The sequence below is a fragment of the Streptomyces sp. NPDC088707 genome (genome assembly GCF_044752725.1).
In the GTDB taxonomy this organism is placed as follows: Bacteria; Actinomycetota; Actinomycetes; order Streptomycetales; family Streptomycetaceae; genus Streptomyces.
The window spans coordinates 487,965-509,842 of sequence record NZ_JBIVLV010000002.1 but is presented as its reverse complement, the minus strand read 5'-3'; the positions used below and the strand labels follow the sequence as shown (position 1 = coordinate 509,842).

Below are 21,878 nucleotides of genomic sequence, written 5' to 3'. Positions count from 1 at the left end.
GCCCGGCCACCGGGTGGCGGGGTCGCTTCGGCACGCCCTCCTCAGGCCCCGGGCGCCGCCACCACCACCCCGGCGGCGATGGCGCCGCCGAGTGCCGCGTAGTCGTCGGCGTTCTGGCCCGCGTAGGCGTGGGCGAAGTCGGCGACGGCGCGGTCGAAGATGTCCGAGCCGCCCAGGTACGCCGCGATCGCGATGCGGTCGCCGGAGCGGGCGTGGGCGCGGGCCAGGGCGCGGCCGCAGAGCCTCGCGTAGTCCCGCAGCATGGTCGCGGACATGGTCTCCACCTCGGCGGAGCCCTTCATGTCGCGCAGCTGGCGCCAGTAGAAGTGGCGCTTCTCGGGTCCGGTCATCCAGCCGAGGAAGATGTCGCTGGCGGCCTGGGTGAGGCGCTGTCCGTAGACGACGCGGCGCCCCTGGTGTGGGTACGCGCTCGGCTCCAGGTACGGCTCGAGGACCGAGCTGACGGCCTCCTTGATCTGGAGGATGAGCGGGTCGCCGTCGTCCCGGCCTTCGAGGAGGAGGACGAAGCAGCGGGTGCCGACGCTGCCGACCCCGACGACCTTGCGGGCGGCTTCGAGGAAGCGGTAGCGGTCGAGGAGCACTCGTCGCTCCTCGGAGAGCGAGCTGCGGTAGTCGTGGTAGATCTTGCCGAGGGTGACCCGGTCGATGTCCGTGGTCCGTTCGAGGAGCGGCGGGTCGTCGACGAAGTGCCGCTTCCCGGTCGCGTCGGTCTCGGTGAGCTTGGCGAGCGCGTGGAGGCTGGTGCGCCGGCGGGCGCGGGCGAGCCGGTTCTCGAATCGGGCTCGTTCGTCGCGGCGCACCAGGGGGACGAGGTCGTCGGCGGCGATCCGCTCGTACCAGACGGTGAGTTCCCCGAGGTCGGCGAGCCGTCGCATGGTGGTCCGGTACGACTCCACGGCGACGAGGGCAGCGCGGCGGGCCTTGGCCCTGCTGCTGCCGTTCTGGAGGGCGGCGACGGTGATGCTGGCGGCGAGCCTCTTCACGTCCCATTCGAAGGGTCCTGGGAGCGTCTCGTCGAAGTCGTTCACGTCGAAGAGGAGCGTCCGTTCGGGTGAGGCGTACACCCCGAAGTTGAGGAGGTGGGCGTCGCCGCAGAGCTGCACGGTGAGTCCGGTGTGGCGCTGGGCGGCGAGATCGGCGGCCATGACGGCGGCGGCGCCGCGGAGGAAGGCGAAGGGGGAGGCCGCCATCCGGCCGTACCGGAGGGGCACGAGGTCGGGCAGCCGGTCCTGGGCCTGGCGTTCGAGCACGCCGATGGGGTCGGGGCGCTGGGAGCTGGGTATCCAGCGGCCGTGGGAGGAGCGGGGGACGCGCTTGCGGGCCGCCCGGCCCTGCTCGGCACGCTCTGACGGTGTCGTCATCCGGCCTCACCCGCCTCGTCCGCGGTCACGGTCTCGTCCCCGTCACCTGCTACCTCATTACAAGATGACTCGCTCGTTTCGGCCACTCTGGAAGGCAGCCCTGGCAAAATGGTTTAGACCAATGATAGGAATTGGTGACCCGCACGACCCATGCGGTCACGCTGAGCGAAGAGAGGGTTTGATCATGGCCGAGCCCGAATCCGAGGCGGCGGCAGACGCGCCGCTCTATCTCCGGGTCGCCGCCGCGCTGCGCGAGGACCTCGTCCACCGCCGCATCTCCCCCGGCAGCAGGCTCCCTTCGGAACGATCCCTGTCCCAGCGCTACCACGTCAACCGTCAGACGGTACGCAGTGCGCTCCAACTCCTCCGGGACGAACGGCTCGTGGTGACCGACCGGCGCGGCACCTTCGCCGCCTCCGGAGCCGAGGCCGGGAGCGAGCCCGTCGCCACGGCCCTGACGGCCCGCCGGCCGTCCTTCCCGGGCGGCCCTCGGGCGGCCGAGGCACTGGTACGGGCCTCGCTCACCTGGGAGCCCCCGCCCACGCCGCTGACGGCGCGCCTCCTGCTCACCCCGGGCGAGCCGACGCTCGTCCACCGGCACGTGGTGCTCGGGCCGCAGGGAACGGCTCTCCAGCGGGCGGTGTCGTGGTTCTCGCGGCCCGCGCTCACCGAGATCCCGCAGCTCGCGCGCTACCGGCGGGGCCGGGACTGGCGCCAACAGCCCGATCTGCGGCTGCTCTACCACTGGATGCACCAGGCGGGACTGCGGGTCACCCACCGGGAGTCGGTCGGTGTGCCCGGCCCGGCCACGACGACGGCCGGCGGCGCGGCCCGGCTGATCGTCCACCGGGTGGTGAGCGACCAGCACGGGCACGCGCTGGAGATCACGGACATCGACTTCTCGGCCCAGTCGGCGGCCTGGACGTACGAGTTCAGCGCCTGAGGGCGGGCCGGTTCCTGTCCGGTCACAGGGACAGGAACCGGCTCTGTCCGGCCTCTCCGTCAGATGATCCCTTCCGAGATCTCCGCCTCCTCGCGGGCGTTGCCGTACGCCGTCGGCGTGCCGTACGAGCGCCGGGCGACGTACCACCAGACGCTGGCCAGCACGAGCACGACGGCCAGCGCGATCACGGCGTAGTTCATGGTGTCGACCGTCACCGGGGACTTCTGCGGCAGGCAGAACAGCACGGTCACGAACGCCACCCAGACGACGGCCGTCCAGCCGATCGGCCTGCTCCAGCGACCCAGGCTCCACGGGCCGGGTGTGAACCGCTTCCCGGCGCGCAGGCGCAGATAGATCGGGATCGCGTAGGCGGGCGTGATGCCGATGACGTTGATCGCGGTGACGGCACCGTAGGCGGTGGCGGAGTACAGCGAGGGGAGGGCGAGCACCGCGGCCACGGCCACGGCGAGCCAGACGGCCGGCACCGGGGTCTGGGTGCGGCCGCTGACCTTGCGCCAGATCGCCGAGCCGGGCAGGGCGTTGTCACGGCTGAAGGCGAAGACCATGCGGCTGGCGGCGGCCACCTCGGCGTTGCCGCAGAAGAGCTGGGCGACGATGACGACGAGGAGCAGGGCGGTGGCGCCGCCGGTGCCGAGCGCGTCCAGGAAGATCTGGGCGGGCGGGACGCCCGTGGCGCTGTTCTGCGTGGCGGTGTAGTCCTGGATGGCGAAGCTGAGCCCGGCGAGCAGGGCGAATCCGGCGAGCCAGGAGACCCAGATGGCCCGCACGATGCCCCTGGAGGCGGCGACGGAGGCGTTGGAGGTCTCCTCGGAGAGGTGGGCCGAGGCGTCGTAGCCGGAGAACGTGTACTGGGCGAGGAGGAGGCCTATCGCGGCGACGTAGAACGGGTTGGCCCATCCGGTGTCGTTGACGAACTCGGTGAAGACGAAGTCGACGGACTGGTGCCGGTCGGGGATGAACGCGAGGGCGCCGACGATGATCGCCACGCCCGCGAGGTGCCACCAGACGCTGATCGAGTTGAGCACGCTGACCAGGCGGACGCCGAAGAGGTTCAGGACGGCGTGGAGCAGCAGGATCGCGAGGAAGATCAGGAAGGTGGAGCCCGCGGTGGGTTCGAAGCCGAACTGGAGGTTGAGGAAGGCGCCGGTGAAGAGAGCGGCGCCGTAGTCGATGCCCGCGATGGCGCCGAGGAGACCGAGCAGGTTCAGCCAGCCGGTGTACCAGCCCCACCGGCGTCCGCCGAGCCGGTCGGCCATGTAGTAGAGGGCGCCGGAGGTCGGGTAGGCGCTGGTGACCTCGGCCAGGGCGAGGCCCACGCACAGCACGAAGAGACCGACACCGACCCAGCCCCAGAGCATGACGGCGGGGCCGCCGGTGCCCATGCCGAAGCCGTACAGGGTCATGCACCCGGAGAGGACGGAGATGACCGAGAAGCTGATCGCGAAGTTGCCGAAGCCGCCCATGCGGCGGGCGAGGACGGGCTGGTAGCCGAGTTCTCTCAGCCGCGCCTCCTCGTCCTGCGCCGGGGGTGGCTTGCGCAGCGCGTCGGTGGGGTCGGGGGCGGTGCGGGACATGCGTTCCTCCGGGGACGGGGGGGTGAGCGGGGGGGGAGGTGGGGGCGAGGTGTGTGGCGGTGTGTGCGGGGGGGGAACGGGACGTGGGAACGGACCTCAGTCGCCGAGACAGCGGGCGCGCGCCCGCAGGAAGACCTCTTCGGCGAGTACGCGGTCGTCCGGATGAGGAGTCCGGTACGCCCACGGCAGGGTCGTGTAGTACGGGCCGAGCGATTCGAAGACCCGGGCCGCGTCGGTGAAGCGGAGGGCTCCGAAGAGGGCGTGCGCCAGGTGGTTGACGTCGAGCAGGGAGGCCTCGTCGGTGGCGCAGAAGAGGAACCAGGTGTCGAGGGCCCGCTGGGCTTCGCGCACGGCGTCCTCGGCGACCCAGTGCAGGTCGAGGGCGCGTTCGTGGCCGCGCTCGCGCCGGTAGCGTTCGACCCGGACGTACAGCGGGAGGACGTGCAGGGCGGAGCCGACGGGCGCCGAGGAGGCTGCCCAGTGCGCGTAGTTGACGGCCTCGGAGAGGGGTCCGGGGCGTCGGGCGTACACGAACTGGAGCATGCGGTGGTGCGCCTCGCGGTTGTGCGGGTCGCGCTTCTCCGCCTCCGCGAGCAGGCCCCAGGGGCCGGGCGGCAGCATGGGGGCCGGCGGGGACAGCCGGTGCTCCTCCATGCGCTGGCGGCCGTCGAGGGCGGCGAGGGCGATCAGGCCGACCCAGGGCACCGGGTCGTCGGGGGCCAGGTCGGCGGCCTCCCGGCACGCGGTCCAGGCCTCCTGCCACAGCTCCCGGGTGCGGGCGTGGCCGGCGCGGTGCGCGCGGACGGCCCGCTCGACGGTCACGCGGCTGTGCATCACGGTGGCGGCGAGGCTACCGGGCTGTTCGGTCCGCCACATGTGGACGACGTCGGTGCCGGCGGCGACGGCGGCGAGGACCTGGGTGCGCCGGGTCCAGCCGTCCCAGCCCGTCGTCTCGTCGAGGAGCCGCGCCATCGCCACCCAGCGTCCGGTGCGTAAGTCCTGGACGGCGTTGCGCAGGGCGTGGTCGTGGCCCGCGGGGTGGTAGACGGGTCTGAAGCCGTGTCCGGCCATCAGGGGGTGGTGCGTGGTGTGGATGACATGGGTCCTCGGTGGATGGGAGGGGGTGGTCAGTCCCCCGGCGGGCGTCCCGGCCGTTGATCGGCGATCACTATAGAGGGCTCTGGATCCGACCGGTCCACTTTCCTTCCTGACCGTAATTATCAAGCCAACGACTGAATTTGACTTACTGTCAGGTTCGGTCGCGGACCTGACGGGATCACCCGCCGGCGCTTGACGGAGGGCCTCCACGACGGCACCCTGACCCTTTTCGGTGATCGGACGATCACCGAACGTCCAGGGGCAGGAGCAGCACGATGACGGGCGGCCCGGTACTCGCCGTCGACCAGGGCACCTCGGGCACCAAGGCCCTCGTCCTCTGCCCCGAGCGCGGAGTCGTCGGCAGCGGTACGGCTCCCGTACGGCCCCGGTACCTGCCGGGCGGTCTGGTCGAGGTCGACCCCCGTGAGCTGTACGACTCCGTGGTCACCGCGGGCCGCGCGGCGCTCGCCGAGGCCGGCACGCCGGTCGTCGCCGTGGGCCTCGCCAATCAGGGCGAGACGGTCCTCGCCTGGGACCCCGCCACCGGCGCGCCGCTCACCGACGCCCTGGTCTGGCAGGACCGCCGAGCGGCCTCCGTGTGCACCGAACTCGACGTGTACGCAGAGGAGTTGAGGCACCTGACCGGCCTCCCCCTCGACCCCTACTTCGCCGCCCCCAAGATGGCCTGGATCCGCCGCCACGCCACCGGCGCCGGCGTCGTCACCACCAGCGACGCCTGGCTCGTCCACCGGCTGACCGGTGCCTTCGTCACCGACGCGGCGACCGCCGGACGGACCGGACTCCTCGACCTCGACACCGTCGCCTGGTCGGAGACCGCCCTCGACCTGTACGGCCTGGGCGGCGAGCGCCTCCCCCGGGTCGTGGACTGCGACGCGCCCGTCGGCACCACCACCGCCTTCGGCCCGGCGCTGCCGCTCACCGGCCTGCTGGTCGACCAGCAGGCGGCGCTGCTCACCCAGAGCGCCGACGACCCCGCCGCCGCCAAGTGCACGTACGGGACCGGCGCGTTCCTCCTCGCGCAGACCGGCCCCGTACCCCGGCGCGCGTCCTCGGGCCTGGTCAGCTGTGTCGCCTGGCGGCTGGGCGGACAGGTCGCCCACTGCCTGGACGGCCAGGTGTACACCGTCGCCTCCGCCGTGCGCTGGCTCACCGACCTCGGCGTGATCGGCGGGGCGGCCGAGATCGACCCGGTCGGCGGAGGGGTCCCGGACACCGGCGGCGTCACCTTCGTGCCCGCGCTCGCCGGGCTCGCCGCGCCCTGGTGGCGGGGCGACGTGCGCGGCTCGCTCACCGGGCTCGGCCTGGACACCGCACCCGGCCACCTGGTCCGCGCCCTGTGCGAGGGCATCGCCGCGCAGGTCGTGGAACTCGCCTCGGCCGTCGCCTCCGACCGGGGCGCGCCGCTGACCTCGCTGCGCGCCGACGGCGGCCTCACCCGGTCCGCGCTCCTCATGCAGACCCAGGCGGACCTCCTTCAACTCCCGGTCGAGGTAGCGTCCTTGCCCGACGCGACGGCGCTCGGCGTGGGCGCGGTGGCGCGGCTCGGCCACGATCCGGGGCTCACGCTCCGCGAGGCCGTACCGGAATGGAAGCCCTCGGCCGTGTACGAACCCCGGATCTCGGGCGACGAGGCGGGCGAGCGCCTCGCGCGGTTCCGGGCGGAGGTGGCGGCGCTGGTCGAGCGGGCGGGGCCGGGCTCCGGGGCGGCGACAGGCGAGGGCTCCGGCTCGGGTGCCGGCTCCGGGTCAGGCTCGGGATCGGGCTCCGGGTCAGGCTCGGGATCGGGATCGGCATCGGGTGCGCCGACACACGAGGGCTCCGGCTCCTCATGAGTGTCACCCGTACAGGCCCCCTCCCCGCGGGCTCCGACGCGACCTACGACGTCGTGGTCGTCGGCGCGGGGGTCGTCGGTTCCGCGATCGCCCGGACGCTGGCCCGCCACCCCCTGCGGGTCGCCCTCGTGGAGGCCGCGAACGACGTCGGCGACGGCACGTCGAAGGCCAACACCGCCATCCTCCACACCGGTTTCGACGCTCTGCCGGGCACCCTGGAGGCCACGCTCGTCCGCGAGGGACACCGCCTCCTCTCCTCGTACGCCCAGGAGACCGGCATCCCCGTGGAGCCGGTCGGCGCCCTGCTCGTCGCCTGGGACGAGCAGCAACGGGCCGTCCTCCCCCGCCTCGCGGAGAAGGCCGGGCGCAACGGACACCACACGACACGACTGCTCACCGCTCCCGAACTCCTGGCATGTGAACCGCACTTGGGACACGGGGCGCTCGCCGCGCTCGAAGTGCCGGGCGAGTCGGTGATCTGCCCGTGGACGACCACCCTCGCGTACGCCACCCAGGCCGTCCGCTCGGGCGTCGACCTGCACCTCGACTGCCGGGTGGAGAAGGTCCGTCCGGGCGATCCGTACCACCGGCTCGTCACCCGGCGCGGGGTGCTGCGGACCCGGCACCTCGTCAACGCCTGCGGCCTCCACGCCGACGCGTTCGACGCGCTGGTCGGACGCGAGGACTTCACCGTCACTCCCCGCCGGGGACAGCTGCTCGTCTTCGACAAGTTCGCACGCGACCTGGTGCGGCACATCCTGCTCCCCGTGCCGGGCCCGCTCGGCAAAGGCGTGCTGATCGCGCCGACGGTGTACGGGAACGTCATGCTCGGGCCCACCGCCGAGGACCTGGACGACAAGACCGCCACCGGCACGACGGCCGAGGGACTCGCCGGACTCCGCGAGCAGGGCGGCCGGATCCTCCCGGCGCTGTTCGACGAGGAGGTCACCGCCGTCTACGCGGGGCTGCGGGCCGCCACCGGGCAGGAGGACTACCGGATCGCCGCGCATCCGGCTCTCCGGTACGTGACGGTGGGCGGGATCCGGTCCACCGGGCTCACCGCCTCCCTGGCCATCGCCGAGCACGTCCGCGGGCTGCTCGCCGACTGCGGTCTCGACCTCGGGCCCGAGCGGCCGCTCGCCCGGCTGCGGATGCCGAACCTCGGCGAGGCCTTCCCCCGCCCGTACCGGGACGCCCGTCTCATCGCCCGGGACTCCGACTTCGGTGCGATCGTCTGCCACTGCGAGCGGGTCACCCGGGGCGAGATCCGGGCCGCGCTCACCTCGACGATCCCGCCGGGCGGCCTGGACGGACTGCGCCGCCGCACGCGCGCGCGTGGCGGCCGCTGCCAGGGGAACCACTGCGGCGCAGAGGTACGGGCGTTGTTCGAGGAGCACGCGGAGCACCGGGAGGGGACCCGGTGAACCGTACGGACGCGGTCGTACGCGGACGAGGAGGGGCCCGGTGAACCGTACGGTCGACGTGCTGGTGGTCGGCGCCGGGCCCGCCGGTCTTGCCGCGGCCGCCCGCCTCGCCGCGGCGGGTGCGGGCAGCGTCGAGGTCCTGGAGCGGGATCGGGCCGCCGGTGGCGTCCCCCGGCACTGTGCCCGTCCGGGATTCGGCGCGGACACCCGGGGCCGCCCCCTGGACGGTCCGGGCTACGCGCGCCGCTCGCTGCGCGCGGCCCTGCGCGCCGGGGCCACGGTCCGTACGGGCGTGTCCGCCACCGGCTGGGCGGGGCCGCTCACACTCGACGTCACCGCGCCGACCGGGCTCGAACGCATCCGGGCCCGCGCGGTCGTCCTCGCCACCGGGGCCCGCGAACGCCCCCGCAGCGCACGGCTCGTCCCGGGGTCGCGGCCCGCCGGAGTCCTGACCACCGGCGAGCTCCAGCGGATCGTCCTCCGGTTCGGGGCGCGGCCGGAGCACATCGGGCGGCGGGCGGTGGTCGTCGGTGGCGATCCCGTGGCCCGCGACGCCGTGCGGACGCTGCGCGCCGCCGGGGTCGAGGTGGTGGCCGTCGTCTGCGAACGCCCGGCGAGAAAGGCGGCGTTCGGGGCGGTTCCGGTGCTCGGCGGCGCGGTCGTGTCGGAACTCCACGGCCGCGGGCGGCTCACCGGGGTCTCGGTCCGGGGCGGGGCCGACGGTGCGGCGCGGCACACGCTCCGGTGCGACACCGTGGTGTTCACCGGGGACTGGATCCCGGACCACGAACTCGCCCGCGCCTGCGGGCTGCCGCTCGCGCCCGGCACGCGGGGCCCCGCGACGGACGGCGCCTTCCGCACCGCCTCCCCCGGGGTCTTCGCGGTCGGCAACGTCCTGCGCGGCGTGGAGCCCGCGGTGGTGGCGGCAGCGGAGGGGCGCGCGGTGGCGGCGGCCGTGGTCGACCTGCTCGAAGGAGGCGCCTGGCCGGAGGCCGGGGTGCCGGTGGGAGTGCCGAGCGGATCGACGGGACCGCTGCGGTGGGTGACGCCCGGTCTGCTCGGCCCGACGGCCACGCCTCTGCTCGTCAGGCCGAAGCACCGGCTCGAACGCCCGGTCCTGACCGTCACCCAGGACGGCGTCCCGCTGCGGCGGATGCGGCTGAGGGGCTCGCTCGTCCCGTGGCGTTCGGTGCGGTTGCCGGCGGCGCGGTGGGCGGACGGGGTCGACCTCGGGGGCGGTCCGGTGGTGGTCAGCGCCGAGGAGTGACGTGTGCCGCGGGGGTCCTTCGGCCAGACTTGCCCGCATGTCTGACAAACGCAGTGCGGGTCTGCTCGTCTTCCGCCGTACCGAGGACGGTGGCGTCGAGGTACTCATCGGTCATATGGGCGGGCCCTTCTGGGCGTCGCGGGAGCAGTCGGCCTGGTCCATCCCCAAGGGGGAGTACGAGCCGGACGAGTCCCCGGAGGCGGCGGCGAGCCGCGAGTTCCTGGAGGAGCTGGGACTTCCGGCGCCCGAGGGCGCGTGGCTCGACCTCGGCGAGAACCGGCAGCGGAACGGGAAGCTCGTCACCGTCTGGGCCGTCGAAGGAACCCTCGACCCGGCCGCGATCGTGCCGGGCACCTTCACCATGGAATGGCCGCCGCGCTCCGGCGTCCAGGGGGAGTTCCCGGAGATCGACCGGGTGGGCTGGTTCGGCCCCGAGGCGGCCGCCCCGCTGCTCGTGGAGGGTCAGCGGGTCTTCCTGGAGCGGCTGGTGGAGCGGCTCGACGGGCGGGGCTGAGGGCGATTGTCAGACCCGTACGAGAGGGTGGTGAGCGCCGAACTGTCGAGAGGGAGCCCGACATGACCACGACCACGATCACCGCCAGCGAGCGCGCGGCCGCCCAGGCGTACCTGCGGTTGCTCGAATCCACCCAGGCCGTGCTGACCGATCCGCAGCTCGCCCCGTACGCGGGGGTGATGCTCACCCATCCGATGGCCGAGGCCGACGAGGCGCTCCGCGCGGCCGGCCTCGTGGGGAACGAGGCCCGGCTCCTGCGGCTCGTCTCGTCCCTGCGCACCTCCCCCGCGACCGCCTGGGGGCGCACCGGTTGAGGAACTGAGGAGGGGTCTCCAGGTCCGGAGGGAGCCGGGGGCGGGGGCGGGCCGCCCCTTCCCCCGCACGCCTCGGTGGCCGTCAGCCGCCCGGCCGGACCGGGAGCGTCCTGACGCTGTTGCCGACGAAGCCGGCGTGGCGGGGCAGCTCCGACTCCGGGACGGCCAGGTCCAGCTCGGGAAAGCGGGTGAAGAGCGCTTCCAGGGCGATGGTGGCCTCCATCCGGGCGAGCGGGGCGCCCAGGCAGTAATGGGGGCCGTGGCCGAGCGACAGGTGCTTCACCGTCGCCGTACGGGTCACGTCGAAGCGGTCGGCGTCCGGGCCGTGGGCCTTGGTGTCCCGGCCCGCCGCCGAGTACCCCGCCAGCACCGGCGTGCCCCGGGGGATCAGGGTGCCGTCGACCGTCAGGTCTCGGGTCGGATAGCGGAACGGGAAGTAGCTGACCGGGCTGTCCCAGCGGAGCGTCTCCTCCACCACGTCCGCCCAGGTCGCGCGGCCCTCGACGACCAGGGCGAGCTGGTCGCGGTGGGCGCAGAGCGCCCGGACGGCGTTGGTGAGCAGGTTCAGGGTGGTCTCGTGGCCCGCGACGATCAGCAGGAGCAGGGTGCCGATCAACTCGGCCTGGTCGAGCCGGTCGCCGTCCTCGTCGCGGGCCGCGATGAGCGCGCTCGTGAGGTCGTCGCCGGGGGCGGCGGCCTTGGCGGCGGCGATGGAGGCGAGGAGTTCGACGAGTTCGCGGTTGGCCGCGACGGCCTGCTCGGGCGTGGTGTCGGTCGCGACGACGAGGCTGGAGAGATGGTGCAGTCGGTCCTGGTGGGCCGCGTCGACGCCGAGCAGTTCGCAGATGACGCCGAGCGGCAGCGGGAGCGCGTAGTGACGGCGCAGGTCGGCGACGCCGTCACCGGTCACGGCCGCCTCGGCGAGCCCGTCGAGGAGCCCGGCGGTGACCGCCTCGACGCGCGGGCGGAGTTCCGCCACCCGGCGGGTGGTGAAGGCGCTGCTCACCAGGGTGCGGAGACGGCGGTGGTCGTCGCCGTCCGCGGTGATCATGCCGGGCACGGTGGCGAAGGTCCGCAGGGGCCAGCCGTCGGGTATGCGGCCCTCCGCGAGCGCGGTGAAGTGCTGGGGGCCCTTGGCGACGTCCGGGTGGGAGAGGAAGTCCCGCAGGGCGTCGTGGCCGAGGACCGCCATGCCGTCGATCTCACCGGGGAGCACCACCGGGGTGACGGCGCCTTCGGCGAGGAGACGGGCGTTGTAAGCGTGGGGGCAGCCGCCGGTGGGGTCGGGGCGGTGGGGTGGGCGGGGGGTGGGCGCGGGCAGTGCGTTCACTTCGGCAGCTCCTGTCTGCGGGCCTTCGGGGGCGGAACCAGAGCGGTGTGGGGCCTGGGGGCATAGGCGCGTGCGAGGGCGCCGTCCGGTCCCGTCCCGGGGTCCCCCGGACGAAGTCCGGGGGACCGGTGGCCCCCTCGGGGTGGGTGGGGCGAGGTCGGGGACGTGCGTGTGCGGGTCGAGCCTACGGTCGATTCTGTTCCGCTCGTGGGGAGTTGTGCGGAGCGGGGGCGCCTCGGCCCAGGAGTTCGGCCAGGCCTCGGCGGGTTGCCGCCACGACGACCCGGTCGTCCGGTTTCAGGACGCGGCCGGGGTCCAGACGCCAGGCCTGGCCCGTCCCGGGCTTCGTGCCGCCGCCGTCCATGGCGATGACGCGCCACTTGCCCGGGTGGAAGGCCTCGGCCACGGTCAGGCCGTCCAGGAGGGGGTGGGCCTCGACGTCCACCGCGGCGAAGAGGAGGACCCGGCGCTCGACCGGTACGGCGCCGAGCACCTGACGGCCCAGCATCGCGCCCGCGAAGGCGGGTGCGGCCAGGTGGGAGACGCTGCGGCTACGGGTGAGGGCCGCCGGGTGGGCCGTACGGAGCGTGCGGAAGACGGCCGTGGCGAAGTCGTCGTCGTACAGGCGCAGGACGACCCGCAGGTCGGGGCTGACGGCGCGGGCGGAGAGCGCCGCCTCCAGGTTGGTGATGTCGATGCTGGTCAGGGCGAGCAGGGCGTGGGCGCGGTCGATGCGGGCGGCCTCCAGGACGCCCTCCTCCGTGACGTCGCCGATGACGGTGGGGACACGCAGCCGTCTGGCGACGGCGATGCCGCGGGCCTCCGGATCGGACTCGACGCAGACCACGGGGATGTTCAGCCGGCGGAGTCGGGCGAGGACGCGGGTGCCGACCTTGCCGAGGCCGAGGAGGACGACGTGTCCGGAGAGTCCGCGCGGCGGCCGGCGCAGGGTGGTCGCCGTACGGAAGGTGCCGAGGCCCTCGATGAGGGCGGCGACGATGACCGGCAGCAGGAGCAGTCCGACGAACCCGGCGAGGATCTGCAGGACCTGGCGGCTGGTGGACTCCCCGACGGCAGGGTCGCCGATGGCGAAGATGTCGAGCAGCGTCAGATAGGCGGCGTGCAGCGGGTGGTCGCCGGTGGTGAAGGTGGAGGCCAGGGCGAGCGCGAGGACCGCGGCGGCCGCCCCGGCCAGGGACCAGCGCAGTCGGCGCGAGAAGAGCGAGGCGACCGGCAGCGCGGAGGCGGCGAGCCGGGCGGATGCCAGGGCGGGGCCCGCCGCGGTGACCGCTTCGAGGGTGACGGCGGCCCGGCCGGTGGCGGCGGCCACCGTGCGGTCGTCCGGCAGCAGTCGGGGGCCCGCGTCGCCACTCCGCTCGGAGCCCTCGCAGCCCGCCGGGTCGCCGGCCGTGGCCGAGAGCAGGGCCAGTGTGCACAGCCCCGGGTCGGGGGCCTCTCCGGCGGCGGGCAGCCGCTCCACGGCGTGCAGGAGCAGTCCGCCTGCCTGGACCACCTTGCTGGTGCCGGCGACGGCGGCCGCGGCGAGGCCGGGGGCGGCTGTGTCGACGTCCGAGAGGACGGTGGTGGCGGCGGCCGGCTTGTCGGGGTCGAGGCCCGGTTCGGCGACGGCGGCGGCCTGGTCGAGGAGGGTCTCCAGGTGCTGGCCGAGCTTGCGGTTGTAGAGCCGGATGACGAGGCGCAGCCGGGGGTTGAGGCGGCGGGCGGTGAGCGCGGCCCGGATGTTGGTCTCGTCGTCCTCGTGGACGAGGGCGAGCGCGGCGGCCCGCTCCACGCCGGCGTCCGTGAGGGCCCGGTCGTCGGCCTCGGCGGACTCGACGACGTGCAGGGTGCCTGCGGGTTCACCGCCGTCCGCGCCGGACGCCGTCGGGGCGGCCGGGACGGAGGTGCTGGGAGCGCCCGCGGGAGCGGGGGCGCCCGTGGTCCGGATGACGGCGGCCGTGACGCGTCCGAAGAGGGCCAGTGCCCGGCCGGTGCGGGCGGTGGGCGTGCGCGGCGCGTCGGGCCGTACCGGCACGAGGAGGGTGACCTGCTCCCCGTACACCTCGTGCAGTTCACCCGCGAGACGGTGGGCGAGGGCGTCGTCCCCGCAGACGATCATGTGCCCGGCGGCGGTCTGGCGCGGCTGCCGCTCGGCGCGGAAGGCGGTCGCCCCGAAGGGACCCCCGCCTGGCGCCCCGAAGGGACCCCCGCCGGAGGCCCCCGAGGACCTGGCGGGGCCCGGAACGGACCGGGAGGCCGGTTCGGCGGGAGGCGCTCCGACGCTCTCGGCCGGAACGCCGTTGCTCTGGTACGGGTGTGAGGGCACGTCACAAGGATGCCCTGCGCCACCGACAGCGGGCCGTGGAGGGCGCCACCACCCGGGCGGGATCACGACTCGCCGCCGTACGCCACACCCGCTACGCCGGTCGGCGCACTCCGATCTGCGCGTTCCGCACCTCCTTCCTACGGTTACTGAATGATCGTCACGTCAGCTGTCCGTCATGCTGCCGCCGGTACCGCGGCGGTGCTGCTCGTGCTGCCCGTTCCGTCGGCCACGGCATCTCCCGTCATCTCGACCGCGACTGTCTCCTCGACCGCGAGCGTCACTGCTACCGCGAGCGCCGCTTCGACCGCGGCAGTCCCTTCGACCGCGACCGTCACCGCTTCTCCCGGGGCCCTGCGGACTTCCCTCCATGAGCCCACGCCGCCCGCGCGCCGGCACGTCGACCGGGCCCGGCTCGACCTCAAGGGCACGCAGGTGCAGCCCCTGCCGGGCGCGCCCGACGTGCCCTCGATCTCCGCGCTGTCATGGGTGATCGCGGACGCGTCCTCGGGCGAGGTGCTCGCCGCGCGCAACGCCCACCGGAAGCTGCCGCCGGCCAGCACCCTCAAGGCGTTGTTCGCCCTCACGGCGCTCCCCCACCACGAACCCTCCGAGCAGCACACCGTGGCCGATTCCGAGCTGACCGGGATCGGGGACGGCAGCAGCCTGGTCGGGGTGAAGGAGGGGTACACGTACAAGGTCTCCGACCTGTGGAACGGCGTGTTCCTCAGTTCCGGGAACGACGCGGTGCACGTCCTGGCCTCGATGAACGGCGGCTGGGAGTCGATGTCCCGGCAGATGCAGGAGAAGGCCAGGTCCCTGGGCGCCCTGGACACCCGGGTGGTGTCCCCCGACGGGTACGACGCCCCGGGCCAGGTGTCCTCCGCGTACGACCTGGCGGTGTTCGGCAGGGCCGGGCTGCAGGACCCCGCGTTCGTCCGGTACTGCTCGACCCGGTACGCCGACTTCCCGGCGGGCTCCTGGTCGTACGGCATCGCCAACACCAACCGGCTCCTGACCGGGGCGGACGGAGTGGACCGCTACCCGGGGCTCATCGGGATCAAGAACGGCTACACGAGCAACGCGGGCAACACGTTGATCTCGGCGGCGCGGCGCGGCGACCGGACGCTGGTCGTCACGGTGATGAACCCGCAGAGCGGCGGTGGACTCGCCGTGTACGAGGAGGCGCGCGAACTCCTGGACTGGGGCTTCGAGGCGGTGGACCGGGTCCAGCCGGTCGGCTCCCTGCTCCCCGTACCCACAGAACCGGCGAAGGCGGCGGCCGGTTCGGGCAACCGCGCGGTGGCGGTGGCCCGGGAGAGCCGCGAGGCGAAGGCGGACAGTCGGGCGCCCCGGGCCGGAGCGGAGGCCGCGGCCGCGCCGGCCGAGGACCCCGCGCGCGGGGAGGAGCCCTCGGGCGCGTCGGCCGGCCTTCCGCTGGCCCTGGTCGGCTCGGCCTGCGCAGCGGCGCTCGCGCTGTGGGGCCGACGGCGCAGGACCGCCCACCGGGCGGGCTGACGGGAGGGGGCCGGACCGGGCCCCCTCGTCGACGACGGTTCGGCCGGTGCCGCACCATCCCTCTTCTAACCTGCCGAGACGCCGTCCGGGGCACGCTCGGACGGCCTTCCCGAGGGAGTGATGTGATGGCGGACCGGACGCTCGCACGGCGGATCGCCGAGCGGTTCCGCGAGGTGAACGGCGACCATCCGATGACAGCGGCCGACGACGCGTACGTCACCGCGCAGTTCGTCCCGCTGGAGGCCCTCTGTGCCTCGCTCGGGCGGGACTCCGACGCGGCCAGGCGGCTGATGCTGGGTCGGCTGCTTCCGCTGCCGGGCTATCTGCGCTCCGACGGCGCCGAGATGGTGCCGCGCGATCTGTTCCGCCTCACCGATGCGGCGGGCGGATCAGAGCGGCTGCGCGCCTGGTTCACGGCGCACTGGGAGGACGGGGAGCGGGGGGAGGCGGAATGGGAGGCGTATCTGAGCGGCCGGTACGTCTGTCTGCACTCGGTGACGCCGGCGCACATACGGCGCAAGGACGAACTGACGGCGGAGATCACCGGGGCGCTGGCCGCGGCGAGGGCCGGAACGACGGACGGGGTCCCGGCCGCGGCCACGGACGGAACCGCGGCCGCGACGACGGTGGGAACCGCGGACCGGACCCCGGCCGGATCGGCGGACGGGCCCGGGCCCTCCCCCGAGTGGCGGGCCGCGCTCCACGCGCGCGTGGACGAGCTCGACGCGCTGGAGCCGGCGTTCACGGCGTACGACCGGCTGCGTTTCGGCGGCCCCACCTCCCGGGACGTCTGCGTGGACGCGCCGCGCGCTCTTGTTCCGCGCGTCGGCCCGGCAGCCTGAGAGCACGGGCCGCCGGGGGCGGCCGGGCCGACGTCGGACCTCGGGCCTCGGGCATCGGACGTCGAACCTCGGGCCTCGGGCCTCGGGCCTCGGGCCTCGGGCCTCGGACGTCGGACCTCGCCCTCAGGCCCCGCACGTACGCCGTCAGGCCCCCACGTACGCGGCGAGGTGCTCGCCCGTGAGCGTGGACCGCGCCGCCACCAGGTCGGCGGGGGTGCCCTCGAAGACGATCTTGCCGCCGTCGTGACCGGCGCCCGGGCCGAGGTCGATGATCCAGTCGGCGTGGGCCATGACCGCCTGGTGGTGCTCGACGACGATGACCGACTTGCCGGAGTCCACGAGCCGGTCGAGCAGGCCGAGCAGCTGCTCGACATCGGCGAGGTGCAGACCGGTGGTCGGCTCGTCGAGGATGTAGACGCCACCCTTCTCGCCCATGTTCGTGGCCAGCTTGAGCCGCTGGCGTTCGCCGCCGGACAGCGTGGTGAGCGGCTGGCCGAGGCTGAGGTAGCCGAGGCCGACGTCGGCGAGACGCGCGAGGATGCGCTGGGCGGCCGGGGTGCTCGCCTCGCCCGCGCCGAAGAACTCCACGGCCTCGGTCACGGACATCGCGAGCACCTGGCTGATGTCACGGCCGCCGAGGTGGTATTCGAGCACGGAGGCCTGGAACCGCTTGCCTTCGCAGTCCTCGCAGGTCGAGGTGACGCCGGCCATGATGCCGAGGTCGGTGTAGATGACACCCGCGCCGTTGCAGGTGGGGCAGGCGCCCTCGGAGTTGGCGCTGAACAGCGCGGGCTTCACCCCGTTGGCCTTGGCGAAGGCCTTGCGGATCGGGTCGAGCAGCCCGGTGTACGTCGCCGGGTTGCTGCGGCGCGAGCCCCGGATGGGGCTCTGGTCGACGGACACGATGTCGTCGCTCGCGGGGATCGAGCCGTGCACGAGCGAGCTCTTGCCGGAGCCGGCGACGCCGGTGACGACGGCCAGGACCCCGAGCGGGATGTCGACGTCGACGTCGCGCAGGTTGTGGGTCGCCGCACCGCGGATCTCCAGGCTGCCGGTGGGCTCCCGCACGGTGTCCTTGACGGAGGCCCGGTCGTCGAAGTGCCGCCCGGTGACGGTGCCGCCGGTCCGCAGCCCGTCCACGGTGCCCTCGAAGCAGACGGTGCCGCCCTCCGTACCGGCGCCGGGGCCGAGGTCGACGACGTGGTCGGCGATCGCGATGGTCTCCGGCTTGTGCTCCACGACGAGCACGGTGTTGCCCTTGTCCCGCAGCTGCAGGAGCAGTTCGTTCATCCGCTGGATGTCGTGCGGGTGCAGGCCGACGGTGGGCTCGTCGAAGACGTACGTGACGTCGGTGAGCGAGGAGCCGAGGTGGCGGATCATCTTGACGCGCTGCGCCTCGCCGCCGGACAGCGTGCCGGCGGGCCGGTCGAGGGAGAGATAGCCGAGACCGATCTCCACGAAGGAGTCCAGGGTCAGCTGGAGCGCGGTGAGCAGGGGCGCGACCGAGGGCTCCTTCAGGCCGCGGACCCACGCGGCGAGGTCGCTGATCTGCATGGCGCAGGCGTCGGCGATGCTGATCCGCTTGATCTTGGACGACCTGGCGCCCTCGGCGAGTCGGGTGCCGTCGCACTCCGGGCAGGTGGTGAAGGTGACGGCCCGGTCCACGAAGGCCCGGATGTGGGGCTGCATGCCCTCCTTGTCCTTGGCCAGGAAGGACTTCTGGATCCGGGGGACGAGTCCCTCGTACGTCATGTTGATGCCCGCGATCTTCATGCGGGTGGGCTCGTGGTGGAGGAAGGCCTGGAGTTCCTTCTTCGTGTACCTGCGGATCGGCTTGGCCGGATCGACGAGGCCGGATTCGCTGTAGAGGCGGTAGTTCCAGCCGCCCGGCGTGTAGCCGGGGATGGTGAGCGCGCCCTCGTCGAGCGACTTGGAGTCGTCGTAGAGCTGGGTGAGGTCGATGTCGGAGACCGTGCCCCGGCCCTCGCAGCGGGGGCACATGCCGCCGGTGCGGTTGAAGGTCGCCTTGACCGTCTTCTTGTCGCCGCGCTCGACCGTGATGGCGCCGCGCGCCGTGACCGAGGGGACGTTGAAGGCGTACGCGCTGGGCGGGCCGATGTGCGGCTTGCCGAGCCGGCTGAAGAGGATGCGGAGCATCGCGTTGGCGTCGGTGGCGGTGCCGACGGTGGAGCGCGGGTCGGCACCCATGCGCTGCTGGTCGACGATGATCGCGGTCGTGAGGCCGTCGAGCACGTCGACCTCGGGCCGCGCCAGCGTGGGCATGAAGCCCTGGACGAAGGAGCTGTACGTCTCGTTGATCAGCCGCTGGGACTCGGCGGCGATCGTGTCGAAGACGAGTGAGCTCTTGCCCGATCCGGAGACGCCCGTGAACACCGTGAGCCGGCGCTTCGGGATCTCGATGCTGACGTCCTTGAGGTTGTTCTCCCGCGCGCCGTGCACACGGATCAGATCGTGCCGGTCGGCCGGGTGCGGCTGCTTGTCCGCCCTGGGGGCCTTGCTCATCGTCTCTCCAGCTGTCGCGCGGGGCCGAAAAACGGACCGGCGCGGTGCGTCGTGGGCGACGGCGGCCGTATCGCGAGGTCCATGACAGCCACGCTAGCGGCGGCCGGATGCGGACGCTTCTCACATCCTGATCGGATGATCCTGACCGAGAGGCCTGACCGACAGGCCCTGACCGAGGCGTCCCCTTCAGGCTCCCGGGAGGCCCTCCAGCGTCGGCCGCGACGTCGGGCGCGTTCCGGCCACGTAGTGCTCGGCCGCCTGGACGGCCTCGCGGGCGGTCCGCTCCCCCATCAGCACGCACAGCGTGTACGCCGTGTCCTCGAAGCGCCGGCGCGCCGACAGGTCGCACGGTCTCGCCAGCACGGTCCGCTCCTGGTCGCGGTAGTGCCGGAGCAGCCGTTCGACCGTGTTCCTGTCGGGCAGCAGCATCGCGTCCTCCTTCTCCTGAGTCGCTCCATACTCCCGGTCGTCGGCCACACTCGCGACCGACACGGACACGCTGTGTGACGGACGGGTGTCCGGGACGCCCCCGGAGTGCGGTTCCGACGCCGATGGCGGAGGGTCGGAGTCATGAACCCGAGCGAGATTTCGCGGGTGGTCGTCACCGGCGCCACCGGCAACGTGGGCACCAGTCTGGTACGGCTCCTGGCGCGCGAGCCGCGCGTCGGCTCGGTGTTGGGTCTCGCCCGGCGCCGGCCGGGACTCGAACTGCCCGGGGTGGAGTGGGCCGAGGTCGACCTGTCCCGGGAGGGCGACGAGCCGCTGCTCGCGCGGCACGTCGCCGACGCGGACGCGGTGGTGCACCTGGCCTGGCGGTTCGGGCCGACCCACGATCCGGTGGAGACCTGGCGGACCAACGTCCTGGGCTCGGTGCGCGTCTTCGAGGCGGTCGCGGCGGCGCGGGTGCCGGTCCTGGTGCACGCTTCCTCGGTGGGGGCGTACTCGCCGGGCCCGGCCGGTGGTGCCCCGGTGCCCGAGGCGTGGCCGACGCACGGCTGGCCGGGTGCGGCGTACACACGGGAGAAGGCCTATCTGGAGCGGGTCCTGGACACCTTCGAGCGGGACCATCCGCTGATCCGGGTGGTGCGGATGCGGCCGGCGTTCCTCTTCAAGGAGGAGTCGGCGAGCGGGCAGCGAAGGATCTTCGCGGGGCGTTTCCTCCCCGGGCAGCTGGTGCGGCCCGATCTGCTGCCGCTGCTCCCGGAGTTCGACGGGCTCCGCTTCCAGGTCCTGCACACCGAGGACGCGGCGGACGCCTACGGGCGGGCGCTGCTGCGGGACGTCCGCGGCGCGTTCAACCTGGCGGCGGAGCCGGTGATCGACGGCGCGGTCCTGGGCGAACTCCTCGACGCCAGGCCCGTGCGGGTGCCGGCGGGCGCGGTGCGGGGCGCGCTGTCGGCTGCCTGGCACCTGAGACTCGTTCCCGCGTCCCCCGGCCTCTTCGACGCGATGCGGCACATGCCGCTGCTCGCGACGGAGCGGGCCCGGAAGGACCTGGGCTGGGAACCGTCGAGGAGCTCCCTGGAGGCCCTTGAGGCGTTTCTGCGCGGCGTGCGCACGGGTGCGGGCGACGACACGGGTCCGCTGGCGGGCCACCGCGTCGGCTGACCGGGGTGGCCGGGAGCCCTGCTCCCCGACCGCCCCGTCCTTCGTCCGATGGTGCTCCGTCCGCGCGGTGTGCCGGCCGGCCGGGGCCCTCTGTCAGTCGGTCGGGCCGGACCAGTCGACGAGGCGGATGCCCGCGCCCGCGGCCTCGCGGCCCCGGCAGTGGGAGCGGTGGCGGCGCAGGATGCCGTCGATGTCGAGGCGGTGGGCGAACTCGGGGCGCGCGGCGAGGCGTCGGGCGTAGGACCAGAGGGCGGGGTAGCCGGCGACGCGGTCCATCGCGGCGGCGTCCAGGTGCCAGCGGTGGACGGTGTCGAGCTGGACCAGGGTGACCCAGACCTCCACGTCGGCCGCGGTCGGCGCGTCGCCGAGCACGTACGGGTGGCGGGCGAGGCGGCGCTCCAGGGAGCCGAGGGCCGCGAAGAGGACGGTGAGGGGGTCGTGGTGGGCGGCCTCGCCGTCGAGTCCGAGCTCACCGGCGCGCTGGGCGGCCCGGTTGATGCTCCGCTCGCAGAGGTCGGCGATCGCCTCTATCTCACCGCGGTGCTCCTCCGGCAGCAGCTCGGGGCCGTCGCCGCGGAAGCGGAGGGCGAGGTCCCGCAGGATGTCGGGGACGTGGGTGCTGACGATCCGTCCGGTCCACCCGTCGCTGAGGACGGGCGCCGCGGCCGGCCCGTCGTAGAGGTGCGCGCTCGCCTCGTACAGCGGGCGGAGGGCGGCGTACCCGCCGTCGGGCGTGTCGGGACTCTCGGGCAGTACGGAGAGCGGGAGCGTGTCGTCGAGTCCGAGCAGGCTGTGGGTCAGGGCGATGCTCAGACAGCCGGGGTCGTACGGGGCGACGTGGAGGCGGTAGCGGTGCGGTACGGCGTAGTGGCCGCTGTGCACGTCGCGGCCGATCCGGCCCCGGAAGGCGGGCACGGCGGAGGCGGGCAGCAGCGAGGAGGGTACGACGGACATGCTTCTCCCTTGAGGGTGCTCGGTGCTGGGTCCGGGCGGCGCGCGGCGCGGCGCCGGTCGCGGCAGCGCGACCACGGCACCGGCCCACGGGACCCGGAGGCAGCAGAGGTACGGGAAGAGGAGAGGGGCGCGGCACTGCGCCCGCGGGGGCGACGCCCCCTCGGCGAACAGACCCTCAGCGGGTGGTGTGGACCACCCGGCGGTGCCCGCGACTCGCCGCGCTGCAGACCCGCAGCAGGTCGATGTGGCGGCGGGAGGTGAGGGGCAGGGAGCGCGGGAGGGGTGCGGCGAGTGGCGTGTCGCGTCGACCGCTGCGTCCCATGGTTCCCTACCTGTTCGCTCGGTTTCCCCGTCCTGAGTGTCCGACCGGCCCAGGACGACGTCAAGGGT

The 21,878-nt window shown here is 73.8% G+C and carries 18 protein-coding genes; 9 read left to right on the top strand and 9 right to left on the bottom strand.

Annotated features, from left to right (window positions below; genetic code table 11):
• Nucleotides 1-41: 41 nt before the first annotated feature.
• Nucleotides 42-1,382, bottom strand: a complete 1,341-nt coding sequence (locus tag ACIP84_RS09630; protein ID WP_401796635.1) for a DUF2252 domain-containing protein — start codon at nucleotides 1,380-1,382, stop codon at nucleotides 42-44.
• Nucleotides 1,383-1,566: 184 nt separating this feature from the next.
• Between ACIP84_RS09630 and ACIP84_RS09625 the strand changes: the two genes are divergently transcribed.
• The gene (locus tag ACIP84_RS09625; protein WP_355964440.1) at nucleotides 1,567-2,325 is read left to right on the top strand and encodes a GntR family transcriptional regulator; all 759 of its coding nucleotides are present in this window, start codon (nucleotides 1,567-1,569) and stop codon (nucleotides 2,323-2,325) included.
• A gap of 59 nt (nucleotides 2,326-2,384) precedes the next feature.
• Here the strand turns inward: ACIP84_RS09625 and ACIP84_RS09620 are convergent, their stop codons facing one another.
• Nucleotides 2,385-3,920 (bottom strand): amino acid permease, encoded by a 1,536-nt coding sequence (locus tag ACIP84_RS09620; RefSeq protein WP_355964441.1) that lies wholly within the window; start codon nucleotides 3,918-3,920, stop codon nucleotides 2,385-2,387.
• A gap of 96 nt (nucleotides 3,921-4,016) precedes the next feature.
• A complete protein-coding gene (locus tag ACIP84_RS09615) occupies nucleotides 4,017-4,991 on the bottom strand; it encodes a hypothetical protein (RefSeq protein ID WP_355964442.1) in 975 nt (324 codons plus the stop codon).
• Between the two features lie 302 nt (nucleotides 4,992-5,293).
• Between ACIP84_RS09615 and ACIP84_RS09610 the strand changes: the two genes are divergently transcribed.
• The 5 genes from ACIP84_RS09610 to ACIP84_RS09590 all read left to right on the top strand — a co-directional run bounded on the left by ACIP84_RS09610 (nucleotide 5,294) and on the right by ACIP84_RS09590 (nucleotide 10,390).
• Entirely contained in the window at nucleotides 5,294-6,871 is a 1,578-nt protein-coding gene (locus ACIP84_RS09610; protein WP_401796630.1) for an FGGY family carbohydrate kinase, read from the top strand.
• Nucleotides 6,868-8,295 carry an FAD-dependent oxidoreductase gene (locus ACIP84_RS09605; RefSeq protein ID WP_401796627.1) on the top strand — a complete coding sequence of 476 codons (1,428 nt, stop codon included), beginning with the start codon at nucleotides 6,868-6,870 and terminating at the stop codon, nucleotides 8,293-8,295. Before ACIP84_RS09610 ends, ACIP84_RS09605 begins: the two co-directional genes overlap by 4 nt.
• 40 nt (nucleotides 8,296-8,335) lie before the next feature.
• On the top strand, nucleotides 8,336-9,562 hold the full coding sequence (locus ACIP84_RS09600; protein WP_401796624.1) for an FAD-dependent oxidoreductase: 1,227 nt from the start codon (nucleotides 8,336-8,338) through the stop codon (nucleotides 9,560-9,562).
• Nucleotides 9,563-9,599: 37 nt separating this feature from the next.
• Nucleotides 9,600-10,076, top strand: coding sequence for an NUDIX domain-containing protein (locus ACIP84_RS09595; RefSeq protein WP_401796621.1), 477 nt, complete (start codon nucleotides 9,600-9,602; stop codon nucleotides 10,074-10,076).
• Between the two features lie 62 nt (nucleotides 10,077-10,138).
• Nucleotides 10,139-10,390, top strand: coding sequence for a hypothetical protein (locus tag ACIP84_RS09590; protein ID WP_231075957.1), 252 nt, complete (start codon nucleotides 10,139-10,141; stop codon nucleotides 10,388-10,390).
• Between the two features lie 82 nt (nucleotides 10,391-10,472).
• On the opposite strand, the gene ACIP84_RS09585 is transcribed toward ACIP84_RS09590, so the two are convergent.
• On the bottom strand, nucleotides 10,473-11,720 hold the full coding sequence (locus ACIP84_RS09585) for a cytochrome P450 (RefSeq protein WP_401796618.1): 1,248 nt from the start codon (nucleotides 11,718-11,720) through the stop codon (nucleotides 10,473-10,475).
• Nucleotides 11,721-11,904: 184 nt separating this feature from the next.
• On the bottom strand, nucleotides 11,905-13,839 hold the full coding sequence (locus ACIP84_RS09580) for an NAD-binding protein (protein ID WP_401797107.1): 1,935 nt from the start codon (nucleotides 13,837-13,839) through the stop codon (nucleotides 11,905-11,907).
• Between the two features lie 357 nt (nucleotides 13,840-14,196).
• On the opposite strand from ACIP84_RS09580, the gene ACIP84_RS09575 reads away from it, so the two are divergent.
• Both ACIP84_RS09575 and ACIP84_RS09570 read left to right on the top strand, forming a co-directional pair.
• Nucleotides 14,197-15,561, top strand: coding sequence for a D-alanyl-D-alanine carboxypeptidase family protein (locus ACIP84_RS09575; RefSeq protein ID WP_401796615.1), 1,365 nt, complete (start codon nucleotides 14,197-14,199; stop codon nucleotides 15,559-15,561).
• A gap of 125 nt (nucleotides 15,562-15,686) precedes the next feature.
• The gene (locus ACIP84_RS09570) at nucleotides 15,687-16,403 is read left to right on the top strand and encodes a DUF6058 family natural product biosynthesis protein (protein WP_401796612.1); all 717 of its coding nucleotides are present in this window, start codon (nucleotides 15,687-15,689) and stop codon (nucleotides 16,401-16,403) included.
• A 144-nt stretch (nucleotides 16,404-16,547) separates the two neighbouring features.
• On the opposite strand, the gene ACIP84_RS09565 is transcribed toward ACIP84_RS09570, so the two are convergent.
• On the bottom strand, nucleotides 16,548-18,926 hold the full coding sequence (locus ACIP84_RS09565) for an ATP-binding cassette domain-containing protein (protein WP_401796609.1): 2,379 nt from the start codon (nucleotides 18,924-18,926) through the stop codon (nucleotides 16,548-16,550).
• 186 nt (nucleotides 18,927-19,112) lie between these two features.
• Nucleotides 19,113-19,355, bottom strand: coding sequence for a DUF5133 domain-containing protein (locus tag ACIP84_RS09560; RefSeq protein WP_401796606.1), 243 nt, complete (start codon nucleotides 19,353-19,355; stop codon nucleotides 19,113-19,115).
• Between the two features lie 141 nt (nucleotides 19,356-19,496).
• On the opposite strand from ACIP84_RS09560, the gene ACIP84_RS09555 reads away from it, so the two are divergent.
• On the top strand, nucleotides 19,497-20,534 hold the full coding sequence (locus tag ACIP84_RS09555) for an NAD-dependent epimerase/dehydratase family protein (protein WP_355964452.1): 1,038 nt from the start codon (nucleotides 19,497-19,499) through the stop codon (nucleotides 20,532-20,534).
• A gap of 93 nt (nucleotides 20,535-20,627) precedes the next feature.
• Here the strand turns inward: ACIP84_RS09555 and ACIP84_RS09550 are convergent, their stop codons facing one another.
• Nucleotides 20,628-21,488 (bottom strand): glutathione S-transferase C-terminal domain-containing protein, encoded by an 861-nt coding sequence (locus ACIP84_RS09550; protein ID WP_401796603.1) that lies wholly within the window; start codon nucleotides 21,486-21,488, stop codon nucleotides 20,628-20,630.
• 175 nt (nucleotides 21,489-21,663) lie between these two features.
• On the bottom strand, nucleotides 21,664-21,810 hold the full coding sequence (locus ACIP84_RS09545) for a hypothetical protein (RefSeq protein ID WP_401796600.1): 147 nt from the start codon (nucleotides 21,808-21,810) through the stop codon (nucleotides 21,664-21,666).
• Between the last annotated feature and the right edge of the window lie 68 nt (nucleotides 21,811-21,878).

Bases quoted from the DNA above. Each gene is read 5' to 3' on its own strand.
- ACIP84_RS09630 (WP_401796635.1), bottom strand. From the start codon at position 1,382: ATGACGACACCGTCAGAGCGTGCCGAGCAGGGCCGGGCGGCCCGCAAG.
- ACIP84_RS09625 (WP_355964440.1), top strand. From the start codon at position 1,567: ATGGCCGAGCCCGAATCCGAGGCGGCGGCAGACGCGCCGCTCTATCTC.
- ACIP84_RS09620 (WP_355964441.1), bottom strand. From the start codon at position 3,920: ATGTCCCGCACCGCCCCCGACCCCACCGACGCGCTGCGCAAGCCACCC.
- ACIP84_RS09615 (WP_355964442.1), bottom strand. From the start codon at position 4,991: ATGGCCGGACACGGCTTCAGACCCGTCTACCACCCCGCGGGCCACGAC.
- ACIP84_RS09610 (WP_401796630.1), top strand. From the start codon at position 5,294: ATGACGGGCGGCCCGGTACTCGCCGTCGACCAGGGCACCTCGGGCACC.
- ACIP84_RS09605 (WP_401796627.1), top strand. From the start codon at position 6,868: ATGAGTGTCACCCGTACAGGCCCCCTCCCCGCGGGCTCCGACGCGACC.
- ACIP84_RS09595 (WP_401796621.1), top strand. From the start codon at position 9,600: ATGTCTGACAAACGCAGTGCGGGTCTGCTCGTCTTCCGCCGTACCGAG.
- ACIP84_RS09590 (WP_231075957.1), top strand. From the start codon at position 10,139: ATGACCACGACCACGATCACCGCCAGCGAGCGCGCGGCCGCCCAGGCG.
- ACIP84_RS09580 (WP_401797107.1), bottom strand. From the start codon at position 13,839: ATGATCGTCTGCGGGGACGACGCCCTCGCCCACCGTCTCGCGGGTGAA.
- ACIP84_RS09575 (WP_401796615.1), top strand. From the start codon at position 14,197: ATGATCGTCACGTCAGCTGTCCGTCATGCTGCCGCCGGTACCGCGGCG.
- ACIP84_RS09570 (WP_401796612.1), top strand. From the start codon at position 15,687: ATGGCGGACCGGACGCTCGCACGGCGGATCGCCGAGCGGTTCCGCGAG.
- ACIP84_RS09565 (WP_401796609.1), bottom strand. From the start codon at position 18,926: ATGAGCAAGGCCCCCAGGGCGGACAAGCAGCCGCACCCGGCCGACCGG.
- ACIP84_RS09560 (WP_401796606.1), bottom strand. From the start codon at position 19,355: ATGCTGCTGCCCGACAGGAACACGGTCGAACGGCTGCTCCGGCACTAC.
- ACIP84_RS09555 (WP_355964452.1), top strand. From the start codon at position 19,497: ATGAACCCGAGCGAGATTTCGCGGGTGGTCGTCACCGGCGCCACCGGC.
- ACIP84_RS09550 (WP_401796603.1), bottom strand. From the start codon at position 21,488: ATGTCCGTCGTACCCTCCTCGCTGCTGCCCGCCTCCGCCGTGCCCGCC.
- ACIP84_RS09545 (WP_401796600.1), bottom strand. From the start codon at position 21,810: ATGGGACGCAGCGGTCGACGCGACACGCCACTCGCCGCACCCCTCCCG.